General features: G+C 53.1%; 18 protein-coding genes. All 18 read right to left on the bottom strand.

The window, feature by feature from the left end; translation table 11 throughout:
• Window positions 1-18 precede the first annotated feature (18 nt).
• Window positions 19-1,047, bottom strand: coding sequence for a polysaccharide deacetylase family protein (locus MNODULE_RS15470; RefSeq protein ID WP_168061501.1), 1,029 nt, complete (start codon window positions 1,045-1,047; stop codon window positions 19-21).
• The gene (locus tag MNODULE_RS15465; protein WP_168061499.1) at window positions 1,037-2,194 is read right to left on the bottom strand and encodes a glycosyltransferase; all 1,158 of its coding nucleotides are present in this window, start codon (window positions 2,192-2,194) and stop codon (window positions 1,037-1,039) included. Before MNODULE_RS15465 ends, MNODULE_RS15470 begins: the two co-directional genes overlap by 11 nt.
• Before the next feature lie 33 nt (window positions 2,195-2,227).
• Window positions 2,228-3,376 (bottom strand): glycosyltransferase family 2 protein, encoded by a 1,149-nt coding sequence (locus MNODULE_RS15460; RefSeq protein ID WP_168061497.1) that lies wholly within the window; start codon window positions 3,374-3,376, stop codon window positions 2,228-2,230.
• A gap of 84 nt (window positions 3,377-3,460) precedes the next feature.
• Window positions 3,461-4,435, bottom strand: a complete 975-nt coding sequence (locus MNODULE_RS15455; protein ID WP_168061495.1) for a glycosyltransferase family 2 protein — start codon at window positions 4,433-4,435, stop codon at window positions 3,461-3,463.
• A 1-nt stretch (window position 4,436) separates the two neighbouring features.
• The gene (locus MNODULE_RS15450; RefSeq protein ID WP_168061493.1) at window positions 4,437-5,093 is read right to left on the bottom strand and encodes an acyltransferase; all 657 of its coding nucleotides are present in this window, start codon (window positions 5,091-5,093) and stop codon (window positions 4,437-4,439) included.
• 177 nt (window positions 5,094-5,270) lie between these two features.
• Window positions 5,271-7,031, bottom strand: a complete 1,761-nt coding sequence (locus tag MNODULE_RS15445; RefSeq protein ID WP_168061491.1) for an FAD-dependent oxidoreductase — start codon at window positions 7,029-7,031, stop codon at window positions 5,271-5,273.
• Window positions 6,926-8,173 (bottom strand): hypothetical protein, encoded by a 1,248-nt coding sequence (locus tag MNODULE_RS15440; protein ID WP_168061489.1) that lies wholly within the window; start codon window positions 8,171-8,173, stop codon window positions 6,926-6,928. Before MNODULE_RS15440 ends, MNODULE_RS15445 begins: the two co-directional genes overlap by 106 nt.
• Window positions 8,174-8,229: 56 nt before the next feature.
• Complete coding sequence (gene asnB, locus MNODULE_RS15435; protein ID WP_168061487.1) at window positions 8,230-10,110, bottom strand: asparagine synthase (glutamine-hydrolyzing); 1,881 nt, start codon at window positions 10,108-10,110, stop codon at window positions 8,230-8,232.
• A 60-nt stretch (window positions 10,111-10,170) separates the two neighbouring features.
• Window positions 10,171-11,469, bottom strand: coding sequence for an ABC transporter ATP-binding protein (locus MNODULE_RS15430; RefSeq protein WP_168061485.1), 1,299 nt, complete (start codon window positions 11,467-11,469; stop codon window positions 10,171-10,173).
• Window positions 11,470-11,655: 186 nt separating this feature from the next.
• Window positions 11,656-11,868: a four helix bundle protein gene (locus tag MNODULE_RS25495; protein ID WP_202882229.1), complete on the bottom strand. Its 213-nt coding sequence runs from the start codon at window positions 11,866-11,868 to the stop codon at window positions 11,656-11,658.
• Window positions 11,869-11,934: 66 nt separating this feature from the next.
• Window positions 11,935-12,822 (bottom strand): ABC transporter permease, encoded by an 888-nt coding sequence (locus MNODULE_RS15420; protein ID WP_168061483.1) that lies wholly within the window; start codon window positions 12,820-12,822, stop codon window positions 11,935-11,937.
• A 71-nt stretch (window positions 12,823-12,893) separates the two neighbouring features.
• Window positions 12,894-14,225: an NAD(P)H-dependent oxidoreductase gene (locus tag MNODULE_RS15415; RefSeq protein WP_168061481.1), complete on the bottom strand. Its 1,332-nt coding sequence runs from the start codon at window positions 14,223-14,225 to the stop codon at window positions 12,894-12,896.
• Window positions 14,222-14,797, bottom strand: coding sequence for a dTDP-4-dehydrorhamnose 3,5-epimerase (rfbC, locus tag MNODULE_RS15410; protein ID WP_168061479.1), 576 nt, complete (start codon window positions 14,795-14,797; stop codon window positions 14,222-14,224). The genes MNODULE_RS15415 and rfbC overlap by 4 nt, the downstream gene beginning before the upstream one ends.
• Window positions 14,794-15,906 (bottom strand): CDP-glucose 4,6-dehydratase, encoded by a 1,113-nt coding sequence (gene rfbG, locus MNODULE_RS15405; protein WP_202882228.1) that lies wholly within the window; start codon window positions 15,904-15,906, stop codon window positions 14,794-14,796. Before rfbG ends, rfbC begins: the two co-directional genes overlap by 4 nt.
• Complete coding sequence (gene rfbF / locus MNODULE_RS15400; RefSeq protein ID WP_168061477.1) at window positions 15,867-16,640, bottom strand: glucose-1-phosphate cytidylyltransferase; 774 nt, start codon at window positions 16,638-16,640, stop codon at window positions 15,867-15,869. The genes rfbG and rfbF overlap by 40 nt, the downstream gene beginning before the upstream one ends.
• Complete coding sequence (locus tag MNODULE_RS15395; RefSeq protein ID WP_168061475.1) at window positions 16,637-17,827, bottom strand: GNAT family N-acetyltransferase; 1,191 nt, start codon at window positions 17,825-17,827, stop codon at window positions 16,637-16,639. Before MNODULE_RS15395 ends, rfbF begins: the two co-directional genes overlap by 4 nt.
• Window positions 17,827-19,392 carry an exosortase W gene (gene xrtW / locus MNODULE_RS15390; protein ID WP_168061473.1) on the bottom strand — a complete coding sequence of 522 codons (1,566 nt, stop codon included), beginning with the start codon at window positions 19,390-19,392 and terminating at the stop codon, window positions 17,827-17,829. Before xrtW ends, MNODULE_RS15395 begins: the two co-directional genes overlap by 1 nt.
• Window positions 19,389-20,318, bottom strand: a complete 930-nt coding sequence (locus MNODULE_RS15385; protein WP_168061471.1) for an XrtA system polysaccharide deacetylase — start codon at window positions 20,316-20,318, stop codon at window positions 19,389-19,391. The genes xrtW and MNODULE_RS15385 overlap by 4 nt, the downstream gene beginning before the upstream one ends.
• Window positions 20,319-20,325 lie beyond the last annotated feature (7 nt).

Raw genomic sequence — 20,325 nt, 5'->3', positions numbered from 1 at the left:
TTCATGGATTGGTCCTCTTTATGAACCGGGAACCGACCGCTTGAATAACTTCTTGATTCTCATGATAAGAAAGTCCATCCCATATATCTTCCAGAGGAAATCGATCCGGTCCTCCGAGACAGAAACGCGCGTTATCTTGTATCTCTCCGCGGGCCGGTAAGGCCCCTCATGCGCCACCACGGCTCCCTGATAGCCGGCCTTTTCAACGGCCGCGACGACCTGCTCATTATAATCGGAAGTCTGTCCATTCGGATAGCAAAATGTCTTCACAGTTCTTCCGATCCGCGCCTCGATCTCCTTTTTTGAGAGCTCAAGCTCCTGTCTCAACGACCCGTCGTCCAAATCGGTCAAAATCCGGTGACTGACGGTATGCGATCCGATTTCGACTCCATGATTCGACAAATCCACAATTCGATCCCAGCCGATCTGTTTATACGGGCCGACGGGGGTATCCGGCACCACGATCCCCAGCATGTCGGCAACCGCACCGATAAACCTCAATCGCTCCGATTCGGAAAGGGTCATGCAATAATCGGCCAAGCGATGCCAGGTCTTGCTCTCTTTCGCCGGCGTTGTTTTATCCACAATAAACAGGTCTCTTTGATAACGCCACTCTTTCCTTGCCTCCGGCGCCTGCTTTAAAATGTACCTTAAACGATCCCACCAAAACCACGATTCACCCCCGACATAACTTGTCACAACGAAGAGGGTCGCCGGTATCCCGTTTCCGAGCAGGATCGGGTAGGCGATCGCGTAAAAATCATCGTAGCCGTCGTCGATTGTAAGGGCCACGATCCCGTTTCGCGTTCCGCCGTTTTGGGACTGTTCGATACATTCGGAGAGAGTCTTGGCGCGAAAATCGGCTTTGATCACTCCGATTTGCCATTCGAATGTCTCCCTGGAAACAATCGTACCGTCCCCCCCCCGCACCGCTTCGAACCGGTGGTACATCAAGATGCGCGGCACATGTCGCGTGAGGGAAAGCGCCAAGCCTTTGACAAAGGGAAGTCGAACCAAAAAACACTTGAACGCTCTCTTAAAAGACATGTTCATACATTTGCGCTGGAAACCTTTTCAGAAGGCCGCAGTAGTAATCTTCCAGCTCCCGCATCGTCTTCTCCCAAAAATAGGTCCTTTCCACTTTTTCGAGGGAGCGTCTTCCCATCTCCTTTCGCAAGACGGGGTCGAGGGCCAGTTTGATCAACGCCTCCGCAAGAGCCTCCGGATCGCCCGGAGGGACACAAAACCCATTCGAAGAATCGACCAGTTCGGCGTTACCTCCCACATTCGTCGCCACCACCGGGAGGGCACACGACATATACTCCAGCAGCGCATTTGAAAAACCTTCCCTGTCCGAGCATAACACGCCGATATCGAGATGTTGCAAATAGGGGGTGACGTCGGGAACCGCCCCCAAGAAATGGACATCCCCCGAGAGTCCCAGAAATCCCGAAAGGGTATAAAGTGCGTCTCGCTTCGGTCCGGCCCCCAAAACGACCGCCCGAACGCGGAACCCTTCGGGGAAAGCGGCTTTTACTTTCGCCACGGCTTGAAGAAAGAGATCGATTCGCTTTACCGGCTTCAAGTTCGCCGCGATGCCGATCCAGAGGTCGGCACGATTCTCGCAGAAAATCGGCGGCTTCGGCGCTACAACGAGGGGGATGCTGACCCCGTTGTGGATGACCGTTACCTTCTCCTCGGAGAGCCGCTCCCGTTCAATGACATACCTTTTGAGGTTATGGCTGTTCGCGACGATTCCATCGAACCGCCGATTGACAAAAGGGAGGACCTGTCGGTAGGCCGAGTGATACCAAGGCTGCTCCCCCAACCCCATGTCCCGGCGGCTCGACAACAAAACCGGCACAGACCGGCTGAGCAAGGCGCCGAGGTAGCCGACAAAAATGGCGTCTTCGAAAAAGGTATGGACGATATCGAATTTCCTCTCCCTTAGGAGATCAACCCATCTTCCCAACACGTTAATAATATTGGGCTTGATGAAGCCGCGATATCCGAGGGTGATCACCTCGCAAGGGAGGGGATTCATCTCCATCCAGGAAGATTTCCACAAACAGACCAGGGACGGCTCGAAAATGTTCCGATCGAGTCGCTGAATAATCTGGAGGAGTTGCTTCTCCGTTCCCGCCGTATCACAGATAATGGTGTCGATCAGGTAGGCGATTTTTATCTTGTGCATCTGTATTTGAGCGATCAGTACGCCAAGGGAGCGTTACCCTTTCCGGGGAACCCACAGCGCCTGCTTCTCCCCTTTGAGAAACTTTAGAAAGGCATGTCCTGCCGCAATGTTGATCAGCGAGAAATAGAAGGGGATATAAAAGAGCCGCAAGTCCCACTTTTTCGTCTGCAGCAGATACCCGATGTATGACCCGGTGTGGAAGAGCGTCTGGAGGAAAAAGAACAATTGATAAATCCGGTGATCTCCCAATAAAAATCCGTTCAGAACATAGAGCGCCAGCATCAGGCCGAAGGCGGCATATCGGAGCAATTTATGAGAAAACAATTGCCAGGAGAACCACCCATAACGAAAAAGGTTGAAGAGGCTTTTCATCTCCATCAAGGTCCAGAGAGATCGAAGCGAAACGCGAACGCGCATCTTGTACTCATCCCTCGCCGCAGAAAGCGCCTGCTCCTTCAGGAGCGCATTCGGCTCATAGACCACGCGGTATCCCTGCTGCACCACACTCAAAGGGAGCACAAAGTCGGGCAGCTGATGCGGCATCATCGGCCGGTAGAGTTCCTTTTTCACCGCATCGATTCCGCCGTCCACCCCGACGATCGATCCGATCAAGGTCTCTTTGGACCTCAGAAAGTTTTCGTATTTCATGTAAGCCGAGCAGCCGTCTCCAATCATCGATCCGTCAGGGTTCGCATAGATCATCTTTCCCGTCACATAGCCGATGGTGGGATCGTTGAAATTACTCATTAGATGCCGAAGCGCCTCTCGATCGTAGATCGAATTGGCGTCGGAGAAGACGATGATCTCTCCCTTGGCCTCCCTCACCGCCAGATTCAGCGCCGATGTCTTTCCCCCCCTCGGCTCCTGGCGAAAGAATCGAACATTCGAAGAGATAAAACTTTTGACGATCTCGTCGGTTCGATCAGTGGAGCCGTCCGACACGACGATGATCTCCAGCTTTTTCTCCGGATAGTTGAGGGACAGCTTGTTTCGAATCGTCTCCCCGATCGACCCCTCTTCGTTGAAAGCGGAGATCACAATTGTCACTTGCGGCGCGTACTCCCCCCGCCGGATCTCCTTTCTGATCCATTTTGAAAAAATCAGAACGGAAAAAGGATATCCGAAATAAATGTAAGTCAGGGTGATCAACACCCCAATGAAAGCCGCTTCAAGCGCGCTCATTGCCGCACCTGCATTCTGCTTCAGCATTGAAGGGGTTCAAAGTCATTCTATGGTGGCTCTCTTTTCCGATCATGGACCAATCGCTTAAAGCCGTCGGAGGATCCGCTCTAGGCTGTTTTTCGGATTCAGCAGAGCATCAAACAGTTTCGAGAGAATCGCCACGATCAGCTTCGGAATGCTCAACGGATGCCCTGCAGCCTTCCGCATATTCATTGTGAACGACCAAAACTTCTTTTCCCTTAATTCAAAAACCCCATTTGCCAGCAATTGATAATAGCTCTGCCAGGTTTCGTTTAACAATCTCTCATGCTCATCCCGGCCCAGATAGGATTGACCATATTTTTCCAAAATTATAATTTTCCCCAACTGGTAAGCGCCGCTCGTCGCCAGAAAAGTGCTCGCCTGCTCTTTATGGACCCTGAAACAGGTGAGGACTTGATGAACAAAGCCAAAATCGTGGGTCCGAAGGATATCGTAGACCGCCTCTTTGTCGGCCGTTGAATAATTAATCTCATTGTAAAAGCTTGGGCGGCTTCGAACCAACTCCGAACGGAGTAAAATGGCGGTCGGCGGGCCAAACACATCCGGCCCTCCCAACAGGGTTGATCGGCCGATCTCTCGGCCTGAAATGACCGCAATCGGGTGGCGGACACCGCCCGCCATTTGATCCCCATTGATCCGATATGACCCGACGACACCGACCGACGGATGCGCCTCGGCCAACCGGACCATCTGAGTAATGCAATCTGGGAGTAGGAAGTCATCGGCATGAACGACCTTGCAATACTTGCTCTCGGGAGAGATCTGGCGCATTGCATTGTTCAAGTTCTGCATCAACGGTAAGAAGGTGCTGTTGTGATGAATTCGAATACGCGCGTCTTTTTCGGCGTAACGTTGCGCGATCGCCGGGGTGCGGTCGGTGCTGTAGTTGTTGACGATCACATATTCCCAGTTTTTGTAGGTCTGGCCGAGAATACTTTCGATACATTCCGCCAAAAAGGTCTCACCATTATAGACCGGTGTTACCACGCTGACGAAAGGCTCTGACGCTTTCTCCAAGCTAGTTCTCCTCCGAGGAATTCAATTCCGTCCCGTCACGCCACTTGAGGATGCGCAAGGGAGATCCCCCCACGACGGCCCCGGCCGGAACGTCCTTTGTCACGACCGACCCTGCGCCCACCACCGCGCCTTTTCCGATCCGCACACCGTCTAAGACAATAGCGCGCGCGCCGATCCAGACGTCATCCTCCACCACAATGCCGCCCCTGGATTGGAGAGGTTGCTCCTTGATGAACACTCCCGGGGCAATGCCGTGATTGTAGGAATAAAATACGGAATAGGCGGCGATCATGACGTGCTGGCCAATTTGAATGGGAGCCACATAAGAAGAGAGGATACAGCGGGGCTGCACGCTTGAATGGGCGCCGATGCTGATGCTTCCCCCGTAACCGGTTTGGAGAATGGCATCGCGGTAAATCGAGACCCAATCTCCCAACTCGACCGGCCCCCCCTCATGATCCTGGAAGATGAGCGCGCGGTCGTCGATGAACACATGCCGTCCGAGGCGAAACCCCTGATGACGGATGGTTGCGCTGGGGGCGATATATCCCGCGGGGGAAAAGCCGGCTAGTTGGCGCGCGGCTTTATACCGGGGGGCGAACCAGGTCGCAAGGCGCGTGGCGATCCGGCCAGTCCAAGATAAACCGGCCCATCGCATCCAGAATCGAATCCACAATCGTATCCATAATTTCGGCAGCAAACGAAATTTCAGGCGCTTCCAAACCCCATATGCATGGCTTACTTTTGAAGCTAAGGTGCGATAGCTCTCGTGGGCATTCGAGTTTGTTTGTGGATGCAAGTCGTTCACCAAAATTTCCGTACAAAAGCTAAACTTTTAATACGACGCCATACGCTGTTTAATATGGTCCGCCAGTCGAATGGCCAGGGCAACAATCGTCAGGGTTGGATTCGCATAGCCACCGGTCGGGAATGTAGACGGACCCGCGATGAACAAATTGTTTATTCCATGGACAAGACAATGCTCGTTGACGACACCCTGCTTCGGGCTATGATGCATTCTGGTTGTCCCCATGTGGTGCCAACCGCCGTGAAGGTCGGGAGGAGAAACCTCCCCTTCCCCTTCCATTTCAATTTCCAAGCGCCCCAGGCCGGCGCGTTGTAACTCTTCATCCAGAATTTGCTGACCGCGCAGAAGGGTCCGTATATCGATTGCGCTGAGTCGCCAATCGAGTTTGACCTGCCTCTGTCCAAAACAGTCCAGCTCCTCGGAAAGGGTCACCCGGCTACTCGGATTAGGCGCTTGCTCAGACATGTGCTGAAGCGAAAAAAATCCGACCTTACGTGAAGCGAAAAGATAATTGAGAACCCGCCTCCTTAAAAGGCCGATCATTTTCCGACCGACCGCTGCCGACACCTCATTGAAGACGAAAGGAACCAGGAACTTCAAATGTCGCCCGCAGTCCCGGAAATTGCCCCTCACGACCGCGTTTCCAATCATTCGGCAGGTCTGATCCACTTTTTGTAGACCTGCCCTAACCGTCAGAGGCCAGAACTTCGGACTGATCGACACCGTCCAATTCAGCAGTTGTTCCTTCCTCAACGTCTCTTCCGAAAGCGCAAACCTCCCGTACGTGCGCCCGTTGTCTGAGGGAGGGAATGAATATAACGCCAGAGTCTGTTCGAGGTGGAGCTTTGAAGTTATATAAGTACCCGAGGTCAAATGGGGATGCTCCATAAAGAAGCGGCCGACAAGATCGTTGCCGTTCCCCAGCCCCTCCCGCTGTCTCCGGTTTGACAGCAACAACAACCGAGGTGTCTCAACTGCGCCGAGCGCTAAAATAAAGAGTTTCGCCGTGACCCAGACGACCTTATCGGCGGAGCATGCCATCCTCAGCCGCGTCGCGGTCCGCCCGGCCGAGTCAGTCTCGATCTCTGTGACGGTGGCATGCAGATAGGTCGTAATGTTCTCCGCACGCGTGATCTCGGCGCGATGATGCGTGATAAACGTGTCTCGCTCCCCCAGTTGAAAGATGACCGTCTCGACACGTCCATTTAGCAGAGGGAGGGATGGTTTCCTTTCCGGGTCTGCCCAATCCTCCGAGCGATACTTGAACGGTCCGAGTCGGCAGACCGCTTGAGCCCGTTCATAGAGCGGATCTAAATGAGCCCGTTTAAAAGGCCAACCGCTGTATGGAACCCAATCTCTTTCCTCGAAATCGATCGGGTCTAAAGGTCGCAGTTGAATACCCGGTCGGTTTTCAGCGATCTGCAGGAACCAATTGTACGCGGCTCCCCCAAAGCATCGGGGGCGGGCCAATTCTAATTGAAAGTACGGGTGGCCGACATTTTCGCCGCCGGACAAAGCCTGCGTATCGCCGGCGGGCTCCATCCCCCCGCTTTCCAGCAAACAGACCCGGAACGGCTGGCCGATAAATTCGCGAGCGACCGTGATGCCCGCCACACCCCCACCGACGATGCAGACGTCGGTGTCGATTTGTTGGTTATGAGGAAGCGACCGCGCGTCAACAATCATAGTTTCCGGGCCATTTCTTTTTTCTGGAGAAGGGTTTGATTTAGATGAACCAGACTGCTGTTGAGATATTTTCGGTCGAACTGTTTGAGCTTCGTTTTCCACCGATTCAACTTCTCTGATCTCTCGCACTGCTTGATCTTATCCTCAATGGCCGATACAAGATCTTTGCGACCTCTCTCCGCCAAAGGAGCTAACAATTCATGGTAGCAACGCACACTGACGCTGCTTAAACGAACGGATCTGACAAGGTCAGCCGAGATGTCTTGCGCAGGGAAAACGGGAACCTTATGGAGAATCCCCAAGGCCGAGAAGGACAGCATGGTTCGGATACATTTTTCACATTTCCCACAGTTTAATGTCTCGGATCGAACACTCCCTGTCCTATTGCAAACCCTCAGATGCTTCAAGGCGAAGTCCCAGTCAGAAATCAACCGTGCCTTCTCCAACCTTGAGAGGGCGATTCCGTCATGATGTATTCTAAGATCACTGCTGCTGTAATTGGGATCGATCAAAGGGTGTGATCCATGCGGATCGAATTTTCTTGGAAAGCAGAACCCGGCCGAAGCGAGGGCGACTGTTGTGAGGCGATTGGTGAAGGCATGTGCAACTGCGGCGAAGGCGGCTCCAAATAGCTCATCCGCCCAGAACGCCCAGCCTGGACCGAGCGCAACCAGGTTGGTCCGTATCTGGATAGGAGTGATCCCGACCTCCTCGGCCACCTCCGAAAGCGACGCCAGAACCTGCTTGAAGTGATCGGGTTCCTCCCCGTGGAAACCAAAAACGATAAGACCATCCTTAAATGATCCCGGATGCTCCGGCGAAAAATTGAGCCGATTTGAGCGTAGCGCTGCGAAGGAATCTAAACCGCCGGAGACAAAAACCCCTGTCCTTGGCGGTTTATTGGGGGTCAGGACCTTTGCTCTTGTTTTCGTCTCGATTTGTACCAGTTGTTTATCGGGTTTGTAATACCAATGCCGCATTAATGTCATCACTGCAAGGAGCCCCTCTCTCAATTCGGGACAGATCTCCTCCTTGATGAGGATTCTTCTTTCTCCGAAATGGAAGGCAGGGATCAGACTCGCCACCAGGAACGCATGCGGATTGCAGGTCAAGCTGTCGGCAAACGCCGCATCCGTTTCAAAATACACGTCCGTAACCGGCTGGTCATAGTCTTCCCAGATTACCGTTGCAATCACTTTTGCCTTATCTGTGCCAAATTCCGTCCTTAAATTTTCTATTCTCATGTCATCCACACAGCTCTAATTTTCCCTCGCAGACGGATCTTTCTCAACCCAGACGATCATCCCGCGGCTGTGATCGAAATGTTTTTCCGTAGCCTTTCCGTAATAGCCTCTTTGGAGACGCCTTCAAAAAACACCTTGGACCAAACTTCCAAATGCATAAGCCTGAGCCGGAGGTTCCTGCCTGCATTCTCAAAGAGAAAATCGGCCTCACGCGTTGTCAAGCCGAACATCTCAAGAATGACTGATCCTTCAAACAGTTCAGAAGATATCTCCATACGATCGAACGCATTAATCGGGAAGGGTTTCTTCGGTCTCTCGTGCAACTCTTTGGGCAGATACCGTCTTGCCACCTCCCGCACGACCCATTTATCCTTGAAGAAATAATGGTTTGGGTCCAAGAAGAAAGGAGAGAATCTGACCTTGTACTCGTACGGCATATTGACCGCGAACTTGACCAGGGCGCTGTCCAGGAACGGAAACCTGGCCTCGACACTGGCGGCCATCCCCATTGTATCGTTCCGATGAAGCAATCTGCGGAGGTGATAGCTCAGCAGGTCCATCGAATGATAAGCCGACTCGCCCGCCGATGTCCCGAGTTCTTTTTTCAGACTGGAGCGGATTTCCGCGTTCTCATACTCGCGCTCAAATCGGGTGTGTAAACCCATCGCAAATTCGGACGATTGAGCCCAGTAAGGAGCAGTGTTCGGTTTACGGCGGCGTATTATCCTCATCATCTTCCTGAACGCCCGGAGTGCGTATTGAGGCCACTTCCGAATATCCGGGGACAAATAATCATAACCGAGGAAACACTCGTCAGAACCCTCTCCCGACAGAACAGCTTTTATCCCATTTCTGCGGATCAACCTGGCAACCATCAACAGAGGAATAGAGTGAGGACAGATATAGAACGGGAGGCTGAAATGCTCGGTGACGACCGGAATCTCATCAATAAAATGGTGGTCATGAACATCGGCTGCTTGTAAATCCAACTTCAGATGCTTGGCAAGTTGATAGGCGGCATCATATTCGCTGAGCTTGCCAACAATGTTTGCATGGAAGACAGCCAAGTTCTTATGAAATCTGGCCGCCATTGCCACGATGATGGAGGAATCCAAGCCGCCGCTGCAGAGGCCTCCGATGGGAACATCCGCGACAAGCTGCTTCCTAACACTCTCAAGCAGCAGCTGCTCCACCTGATCGACGATCTGCGCCGGCTTTAAGCATTTTATCCGATCGGCATGTTCCGGGTCCCAGAAATCCGGCATAGAAAAGAACGTCTTGAATTCGGACTTGCCACCGATTCGCACCTTCACGACCGATCCGGGAGAGAGGATTTTGACTTTGTCGAAAAACGTATGTCCCTTGGTCGGACCGTTAAAGCCGTAGAGGAAGGCCGAAATGGTTGGGAAATCAGGCTTCAAGTCGATCCAGGGCATCATCGCCTTCACTTCTGAAGAAAACAAAAAACAATTCTCATCCTCATAAATGAATAGCGGTTTGATTCCAAACCGATCTCTGGCAAGAACCAGCTTTTTTTCAACTTTATCGTAGAAAACAAATGCAAACATTCCCTCCAAGCGCTGGAGGGTTTTTTCCAATCCTGTGTAAATGATGCTCTGTAATAGAACCTCCGTGTCACTCGTCGTTCGGAAGGGGATGCCCTGCGTTTCAAGCTCCGAACGTAACTCCTTAAAGTTATAAATCTCCCCATTATAGACGATACAATAGCGCCCTTCGGTATCCCAAAACGGTTGGTTGCTTCGTGATGAGAGGTCGACGAGAGACAATCGGGTGTGGACGAATCCCAGACCGGGCTCTGAATATACTCCATAACCATCCGGACCTCGATGTTCCAGGAGACGGGCGGCCTGTTCCAGCCGGTCTTTCCCAGGAACGAACTCGCCGTTATGCATTACAATGCCGAAAATTCCACACATCTTGGCTGCCTCCCGACTTTCGATATTTTGGCTGATCTAAATATCGCTGCGAACGTCGATTCACGAATCGAGCCTTTCCGTTTTCCATTCCAATAGCGGCTGCACAACACCCAGCATCCTTCCGTTGTACCCCCCTCTGGCCGATAGACCACTCCCTGAGTCGACTACCGAGAAGGACACCACTTGATGCTCATTACACTGTACAGTCATCGGATCGAGCGTGACGAGATCTGCGTTCACGAAAAGGGTCCCTTCTTTGAGAAAGTGTCTAGGGATGATCGCCCGACTTCGGTATCTGCCGGAGGGGCGTCTGCGTCCAAGCCAGGCCGGATCGACATCTAGGGAGGCGAATATGCAGATCCCCTCTTCATTCCAAACACCAAAATTAGGCGCAAACACATAGCCCGATTTCAAGATTTCGTATTCCATTTCGATCATGATCTGGCTCGTCACGTCAATCAGGTCGGCCACACGTCCCTCCCCATCGCGCACGCGCACCGCTCTCAATCGGGCTAATTCACCCCCAGGTGCCGTAGCAGGATCGGGCCATTCGCGCTCGGGTACGTTAAGCAAGCCGGCATTCATGTAGCTCGCGACAACCCGGCCTGCGGGTCCATCCTCTTTGATCCGGCCCTCGTTGACGAGAATCGCCCGTTGACACATCCGGGTGACGGCCTGCATGTTGTGGGAGACAAAGAGCACAGTCCGCCCTCCCTTGCCGACCTCTCTCATTTTATTCAAACATTTCTTCTGGAACGCGATATCTCCCACCGCTAGGACCTCGTCCACCATGAGTATTTCCGGCTCCAGATGAGCAGCCACGGCGAACGCCAGCCGCATGTACATCCCGCTGGAGTAGTGCTTGACCGGCGTGTCGAGGAACTTCTCGATTTCAGCAAAATCGACGATCTCATCGAACCGACGTTTGATATCGGCCCTTTTCATCCCGAGGATGGCGCCGTTGAGATAGATGTTCTCCCGCCCGGTCAGCTCCGGGTGGAAGCCGGTCCCCACTTCCAGGAGAGAGCCGACCCGTCCATGGATTTCCGCAAAACCATGCGTCGGCTCGGTGATTCGGGAAAGAATCTTCAACAGGGTGCTCTTCCCGGCGCCGTTTCGTCCGATAATGCCGACGACTTCACCATGTTTAATCTCCAGGCAAAGGTCCCTCAACGCCCAGAAGGGCTCGTTGAGCTCCGCCGCGCCGGTCGCCTGGCCACGAATCAGTCGGCCGACCCGCCGGATCGGCGAGAGAAACGCCTCGGTCAGTGTGTCTCGAAGGGTCTTATACGGCTCTTGCTTGCTCCCTGTGTGGTAGAGTTTGCTCAGGCCGACGGTCCGAATCGCGATATCGCCCATGATTTCATCCATTCGAGAAAGCTGAGATAGGCACAGAGGCACAAAGGTTCTTGCCTATTTGCCACTTAGCTTCCTAATTAAACTGCTGAGCATTCGTTCTATCTCTCAGCTTAACGCATATACCTTATCGAATTAATCTCTGTTTAATAATGCAGATTCATAGAAATTTCCATCTGGGTTTGCAATTCATATAGAGAACCCGTTGCAGTTCGCAGGAAATGAAGCATTCGTCGAATTCCGACCATAACCTTCCGCCATGTTGCTGGGAATTGAAGTTGCGCAGCGCCTCATTTGAAAAGTCAATCCGTAAGTTTCATCTTTAGGAAACCCTTTAGAAATCTTATATGCTTCAGCAATTAAAACCATGGATCTTTGCCAAATCTGTAAGTCTCTATACATTCTCACTTCTCTTTGTGCCTCTGTGTCTGTGCTGCCCTGTGCCCATCTATCCCCAAGGATCATTCATCAAACCACATCCGCAAAGGTTTTTTCCAGACGGCGAAAATAATAGGTCCCGCTTACCAGAAGCGCGACGGCCGTTACGGCCGAAACCCCCATCATCGGGCCCAATGCCGTTTCGGTTCCGAGCAACGCCCAACGAAACCCCTCCACCACGCCGACCATCGGGTTGATGCCGTAGACCGTTCTCCAAGGCTCACTCAGCAGGCTGCTGGGATAGGCGATCGGCGTGGCGAAAAGCCAGAGCTGCGTCAGGAAGGGGACAGCATAACGAACATCCCGAAATTGAACGTTCATGGCCGACAGCCAGAGCGACACCCCCAGTGCCGTCGTCAGAGCAAGTAGGAGAAGGGCCGGCAGCCAAATCAGGTTGACCGTCGGCACAACGCCGTAATAGAGCATCATCGCCAGCAGGATGACGAAGGCAAAGACGAAATCGACGATGCCGCTGAAGACCGAAGCGAGCGGTACCGTCAGCCTCGGGAAATAAACTTTCTTGATCAAATTGGCGCTGCCGACTAGGCTGTTGGACGCCTGCGTCAATCCGTTCGCGAAGAAAGTCCATGGGACCAAAGCGGCCAGGGTGAAGATCGGATAGGGAACTCCGTCCGACGGCATCTTCGCCAGACCGCCGAAGAAGAGCGAGAAGATCATCATCGTAAAGAGCGGTTGAATGATCGCCCAGGCAATTCCTAAAACCGTCTGCTTATACCGAACCTTCACATCCCGCCAGATGAGGAAATAGAGAAGCTCCCGGTAGGTCCAGACTTCATCCAGTTTGAGGGAAATCCATCCTTTGGAAGGTTCGATCCGAATGGGGGGAAATTGTTTCTCCTTCGCACGCTCCAAGACGGCAGACGGCGTGTTCAGTTGTATCTGCTCTTCGATTTTCATTTCCTCATCCTCAAAATAAAGTCTTCTCCGTATGATTCCATCGTCGACATTCCTTGAACACTTACAGTGCCCTATGACACAGGGGGTTGACAACTTAGTCGCGCGCTGGTCATTCCGAAGTGGGCGTTTTGCTCATTCCTCAACCGATCCGAGAGCCGTCCTTCGGGAAGCGCTACATCCGCGTAGGTGAGCACCTGAGTTCTCGGTACATCCCGACTCAACCTGCACCCCTCCGCCAGTCCCATGGGGAGGAGTTCCAGCAAATTCGCCACCTCCGCATTCTCGCAAAGCCCATACGTCATGTAACCCCCGATCCCGTCCAAGACCTCGCCGGCCTTGAGATCCCTCTTTGCTGCAGCCACCACATCCACCATCGGCCGGCCGAGCGGCGTAATGGCGGCATCCCGGAATAGGACAGCGCGCGCAACGGTGTTCGGCACCTCAAAGTGGCAGAGATGATAGGGCGTATAGAAACAATAAAAGGGGCCAGTTCCCATTTTGTAGAGATTCAAATAATGCTGCTGAACAGGATCGGTATGCACACCGATCACGAAAACGCCAGGATTGGGCGACGCGCCGACGACATAGTCCACAAACCCGGCCCCTTCCATCATGGCGTCTTTGGGATACCAGTTGACTGCTTCCTGGACCGGGGTCCCCTCCGGAACGTGCGGTCCCATCATCCCCCGCTTGAACACCCGCATTCCGGTCGCATTGGCCACAATCGCCTGTTCAAAGGAGATCTTGGTCCCATCGGCGAACGAGGTGACCATATACGGATTTTGTTTCCATCGGCGCGCGAATCCTTCCTGGGTGGTCGGATTGCGATAGGGATCATGCAGTCCTTTGATGTTGCCGCACAGTACGGGCCTGACCCCGATTCCCTTCACAAACCGATAAAGGTTCATGATCACCCCGGGTTGATCGCCGTCTACATTGGTGATCACCACACCCGCTCGCTCGGCATACACCTTCAAAATTGGGCCCAATGTGCCATCGAGCTCTGCATTCATCAGGATGACATGCTTTCGATGCGCCAGCGCCTCGCAGACGATCCGGGCTCCAAATTCGATTGTCCCCGTGACCTCAATAATCGCGTCGATCCCTTCCGCCCGGCAGAGGAACTCGGGATCCTCGGTCACCGCATATTGGTTGGAGGAGACACACTCCTCCATCTCTGCCACGGTATGAACCTCACGCACTCGGTCGATGCCCACCTCCATAAAAGCCCGCCTCGCCTGCTCCAGGCGGCGATTCGAAACGGCGACGATCCGGATCCCCTTCACCGCGCTAAATGTCTGCAGGAGAATTCCCTTGGCCATGAACCCGGCGCCGATCATTCCAACCCGGATAGGACGACCCTCCTCCTCGCATCTCTCCAGCATTTTATCAATGATGATCATCTCCCTCCCCTCGTACGCCACGTCGGTGAATCAGAATCTTTCATCAAAATATAATCCGGCCAACTCCGATCTTTATCCGATATCCCACTGACCGGCAACGGCCATTCAATCGCGAATGCAGGATCATTATATCGGACGCCCCTCTCCAACGCGGGAGAATAGAACTCCGAGACCTGATAGAGAACTTCAGAATCATCCCTTAACGTCTGATAGCCATGCGCAAAGTTTTTGGGTACATAAAGCGTTCGATAATTATCGGCCGTCAATTCTACGGCGATCCACTCTCCATGTGTGGGTGAATCGGGTCGCAGATCGATAATGACATCGTAGACAATTCCCCGGACACAGCGGACCAACTTGATCTCTTCAGAGGGGGCCACCTGATAGTGCATCCCCCGCAAGGTTCCCCGCGTTTTATTATAGGAAATGTTCATCTGAACTGAAAAATCGTTCAACCCTTTGGCCCGGACCTCTTTCTGGCACCACGCCCTCGCAAAAAATCCCCGCTCATCCTCGCGTTTTTCGAGTTCGATAATGAACGCTCCCGGGAGTTTTGTCTCAATGAAGATCATTTCGCAGCCAGCCGCTCATACCGCGCAATCTGCTCCTCAGTCAAAAGGCGCATATCCAGATGATTAAGATAGCCGCGGTACCATTCGATGATCCATTCCAGCGCCACTGGTAAACCAAGGACCGGATACCAACTTAGCAGACTCTTCGCTTTAGAACAATCCAATTTTAGAACGCCGGCCTCATAGGGATGTTGCGCCGAATCCAATTCCCATCGGGCTCTCTCTCCCCAGAGATCGGCCAGTCGTTCTACAATCCAGGAGACCGGCTTTGCATCGTCTTCGGCCGGACCGAAGTTCCACCCCTCGGCAAAGGCAGACCCCTGCGTCCAGAGCCGCTCCGCGAGGGAGAGATATCCCCGGAGTGGCTCCAACACATGTTGCCAGGGACGAATTGCATGTGGATTGCGGATGAGAACGGGACGCTCTTCCATGAATGCCCGTACGATGTCGGGAACAAGCCGGTCCTCCGCCCAATCCCCACCCCCGACCACATTGCCTGCCCGGGCAGTCGCGACGGCGACGCCCCGATGGGGATGACCCTTATCGGCAAAGAACGATTGGCGGTAGGCCGAGGTCACCAATTCCGCGCATCCTTTGCTGCTAGAGTAAGGGTCCTTTCCCCCCATCGGTTCCTCTTCCCGGTATCCAGGGTGGGGAGCGTTGTTTTCATAGCATTTGTCACTCGTCACGTTGACCACGATGCGGACACTCTCGGCGTGGCGGACGGCCTCAAAAAGATTCACTGTCCCCATGACATTGGTCGCGTAGGTCTCGACGGGATGCGTATAAGAGCGGCGGACCAGTGATTGCGCGGCCATGTGTATGATGATCTCAGGTTGCTCCTTGAGAATCACCCTTTTGAGATGATCAAAATCCCGAATGTCGCCCAGAATCGACGTCATCCCATCCGAGATCCGGGCTACCTTAAATAGGCTTAGCGTCGTCGAGGGAGGAAGGGCATAGCCGACCAAATCGACACCCATCTTCTGGAGCCAAAGGGATAACCAACTTCCCTTGAATCCGGTATGTCCAGTCAGTAGGACCTTTTTGCCATTCCAGAAGGGCCGGTTCATTCCCAGATTTTCCAAGGCGCTTTCCCCGAGATCCATAGTTCTTCCAAAATACTCTTCTCTTTAATCGTATCCATGCACGACCAGAAACCGTCGTGGCGATATCCCATCAATTCGCCGTGGCCTGCCAAATGCTCCAGCGGCGCTCTCTCCCAGATGGTTTCATCATCGTTGATGTAATCAATCGCCCGCCGATTCAGGACGAAATAGCCGCCATTAATCCGTCCTTCTCCGTCAATCGGCTTCTCATGAAATTGGACGATCTGATCCTCTTTAAATGTGATTCGCCCGAACCGAGCCGGTGGAAGGACGGTCGTCATCGTGGCGAGCTTACCGTGCGCTCGGTGGAATCGCAACAGCGCTCCGATATCGACGTCGGCCAGCCCGTCCCCATAAGTAAAAAAAAACTCCTCATCGTCCTCCAGCCAACTCCGTATTCGCTTTAGCCGTCCACCCGTCTGCGTATAGAGGCCGGTATCAACGATGTGAACTTTCCAGTTTGGCTGTTTCCCAGCGAGAATTTTGACCGCTCCGGTGGCGAGATCGATGGAGATATCATTATTGATCGCGTAAAAATTAAGAAAGTACTCTTTGATGACCTCCGCTTTGTAGCCGACGGCGATCACAAACTCCTTGACCCCCTGGCATGCATAAATGTTCATGATGTGCCAAAGGATCGGCTTCCCTCCGATCTCGATCATCGGCTTCGGCTTGAGATGGCTCTCCTCGCTGATGCGTGTACCGAAGCCTCCCGCAAGGATAACTACTTTCATCGAATCGCCTCCCCCCTCTTCAGGATCGTTGATATGAGCTTGGGCCTCTCTGCGGAGGCCTTGGCGAAGGAGCGAATGGCCCTCGCCTTGTTTCGAATCAGTTCAACGATCTTTACAATGCCCGGACGCGCCAGATAGATGCTGCAAAGGGTCCTGTACTCGCCGGTCCATCTTTTCTTATAAGAATCCCCGCTGCCCCTCATCAGAAAATCGTACTCCTTCATCCCGTCCCGGATCGCTTCCTCGATTGCATGAGCGTGGAGCAATAGTCCGGGTGCCAAGGTCGGATCGAAAGAAAGATCCATCCCCGATTGATAATAATATACCCGATCTTTGTATCTGATGTTGTACAAGGCGGCCACATTTTTCCCCTGAATTGAGAGGAATTTCAACTCTAGATGCCCTTTTTCGAGCATTGATGCCGCCATCCGGCGCTGAAAGAGCGGAAACCGTCCCTCTGCAAACGAACCGGGAAGACGCCGCGCCTCCCACCGCTGCTGGTGCAGCCGGACAAATTCCTTAAAATCCCTTTCCAATTCAGAGAGATCGCGCGTCTTCCGGAACGAAACCGCCGGATATCGGAAAAGCTTTTTTTGTTGGCTTCGAATCTGATGCCTCAGAGAGGGTCGGCAACCCGATAGGAATTCCTCCCATGAAGAAGGCAGATGAATATACGGGCTCTCCATTTCACAGCTCGTATTGCATAAAAATTGTCTCGCCTCTGACGCTTTTTTAAGAAGGGGGAGCGTTTGCGAGGTGGTGACAATGTTATGAAGTGAGAGATCGTCACAAAGGTCTTCCTGCACCACTTCATTGATCACCCGTTTGACAACCGCCTCTTCTTCCCCAGGCCGGCAAATAATGTTCATATATTCTGAGACGAGACTCTCCTGCGTGGTTCCTAAAAAAAGAAGGCGCCGGACCTTGAAGATATTTTTCCACGATTGATTGGTCACGTAAAACGGCGCAATACCGACCAGATCCTCCCCTCTAAGAAGAAGAAGGATGCAGAGTCTATCCCGGCTGGTTTTGTAGGCATCCCACCAAGTCGATAACCATTCCCAGCGCAGAAAATAGTGATCTGCCGAAGAGGCCTCCAAAAGCGCATTCCAACGGCCTCGAAGTCGTGAAAACCCTTCCTCTGTCGTGAGTCTCTGAATGGTCAGCGCATCCGCCGGTCGATTCATTACGCCCCGCTTTCGGGAGGAAGATAACCCCGGAGCACCGGGACGATCTCTCTGATAAATGCCTCAGCATCCGACAATGCCGGATCTGGATCGCTCTGGGTGAATTCGCCCGAAACGACAATCACCGCCCCATTCGACGATCCGCGAACAAGGGTATCCCAGGTGGTGTAGGCTTTCGCCAAAAACCGATCGGTCGCAGTGCGCCCGTTGAGGTCATACCAGAATAAGATCACTCGATTCGTTTTTTGATCAATCAGTCGATTGACCTCCAGGCTCTTCCCACCGTTTAGTCCGACCTGCATCGGCACCGAGGCCCGATGAAACGCCCCGGATTCATAGTTGACCAGTTCTCTTCCTTGTGATTGCGCTTCGTAATAGCCGATATAGAAATGCAGCGCTTTCCCGGAGGCGGTCCTGTATGTTCTCGACAGGCTTGCATCGACAACTCCGAATGCGCCGTAACCGCTCCCCCCGTCGCTTCCCCACCAGGGTCCGACGGAGAAGGGGAAAGCTGTCAATTCCATCTTCAACGGAACAGGACGGGGCTGAAAGAAGTGAAGATATCCTCCGACCAAAAGCAACATCGCCGTCAGAATCGAAAGGGGATAGCCAGGGAGCCCCTTCAAAATGAGTTTTGGCCGAACATCCGCTTCAAACGAAGCCGACGGCCGCGGGACCGCGACTAAGACGGCAGGCCTTTTCGAGAGAGACCACGTTCCTAGAAATAAGACGACGAAACCGATCTGCGAAACGACGAGTCCCTGTAGAATGTGATACGGGCCGTGCAGACTTTCCGATATCTGATGGTAAGAAAGGGCCCCGATAAAAGCAATTCGGAGGCTGTTTGTCAAAATTCCGATCACTACCGCACCACCGACCAGAAGGATTTTTCTAGGCCAGCTGCGCAAGACAATCGAAGCCAGCGCCACCGCCATGGCCAAGATCGCGATGAGATAACTTACGCCGCTGCATACCTTCGCCACCTCCAGGGTAATATTCGGCAATTCAATGAAGATCGACTGCCGAAAGGCGGGAACACCGATCATCTGCAACATTGCCGTCCCCAAAATCGCCGAGAACTTCTGAAAGGGAAAATGAAGCCGGTCAATCATGATTCCCCAAGAGGGGAGCATGAAAAGCAGATAAGTGATAGGGAACCACAATACCTTCAGAAATGCAACGCCGAGGAGAAGGAGCACCATCCCGGCCACGGTAATGATCAGAGAGAATTCCTCTGCCAGGAGAACCCCTCCGGCATTTCCGCCAAGCCGCAATGTCAGGCCGGCCAGAACAACAGGAAGTCCCCAAACATAGTTCGAAGCAAGGGGGAGATTCACGAGGTTCCCTCGCCGAAGCCATACGATGTAAAGACTGATGAATGGAACCAAAAAGCCATGAGAGTAGACATCATTGCTCCACCAAGTCTGTACCAGGCTGGCAAACAGACCGGCATAGCAAAAGAGCACCGCTCCCGCCAGCAGAGCGGATTGCAGCCAAAACTGCTTGGCCGGGTACCCGAATTGAACCCAAGTCTTCTGAACCATCTCGGAGATGGAGAGATTCATTCTGTGATCCCGATATGATTGCGGCCGACGGCGACCGGTGCCGAAATCCCCTTGACCTCTCCCGGCAGGCTGAGATCGCTCCCGCGGTACGATTCCGCCAATACCCTCAGGGGAACAAATTGGAAATCAGAAAGAAGATTCTTCAGTTTCTGTTCCATTTTTTCCAAATTGACATAATGCCTGAACCGGGAGAGCCGATCTCCATTTATCCGGGGTTGGTTCGGGTCAATTTCCCAAGGATGAAGATAAACAATCGCCGGAGCCTTCTCCTTTTCGTTGATTTGTGCGATTCCCCACCGAATAAACCAATAGGGAAAGAGCCGCAAATATCCCCCGCCCGCTATCGGGATATTCCACTTCATCATTCGGACCGTCGACAAAGGAAATTCCAGCAGTTCTCTCCCCTCCGACAGGGAGTGGCCATAGGGGAATCGGGAAGCATTTGGGATTCCATATCGGTCATGATGAATTGGAAAGATGCTCGAATCGTATTGAAAACCCAACGCATGCAAGACTTCAAGACTCCAGAGAGTCTGCTTGGTGATCGAATAACTCGCCGCCCGATAGCCGACGACCGGCACACCGCAGAGATCTTCCAAAACCTCCTTCGACCGTTCGGTGTCCTGTCGAAATTCCTCCCGGCTCATATTGTAAACGAGACGGTGCCGGTAGCCGTGAGAGGCGATCTCATGCCCCTCCTTGTGGATGGCGAGGACGACCTGGGGGTAACGTTCCGCAATCCAGCCGAGAATGAAAAAGGTCGCCTTCACCCGATGAAAATGAAGCATCTCCAGAAGGCGCCAGGTGTTTCCGACCACCCGGCTCTCATAATCGGGCCACTGCTCGAACCGAATGTGGGATTCGAAGCCGGAGACCTGATAGTAATCTTCAACATCGATCGTCAGTGCATTCAATCGACCATCCATCACTTGA

Source organism: Candidatus Manganitrophus noduliformans (assembly GCF_012184425.1).
In the GTDB taxonomy this organism is placed as follows: domain Bacteria; phylum Nitrospirota; class Nitrospiria; order SBBL01; family Manganitrophaceae; genus Manganitrophus; species Manganitrophus noduliformans.
The sequence above is the reverse complement of the archived record's forward strand: the minus strand, read 5'-3'. Positions and strand labels throughout refer to the sequence as shown.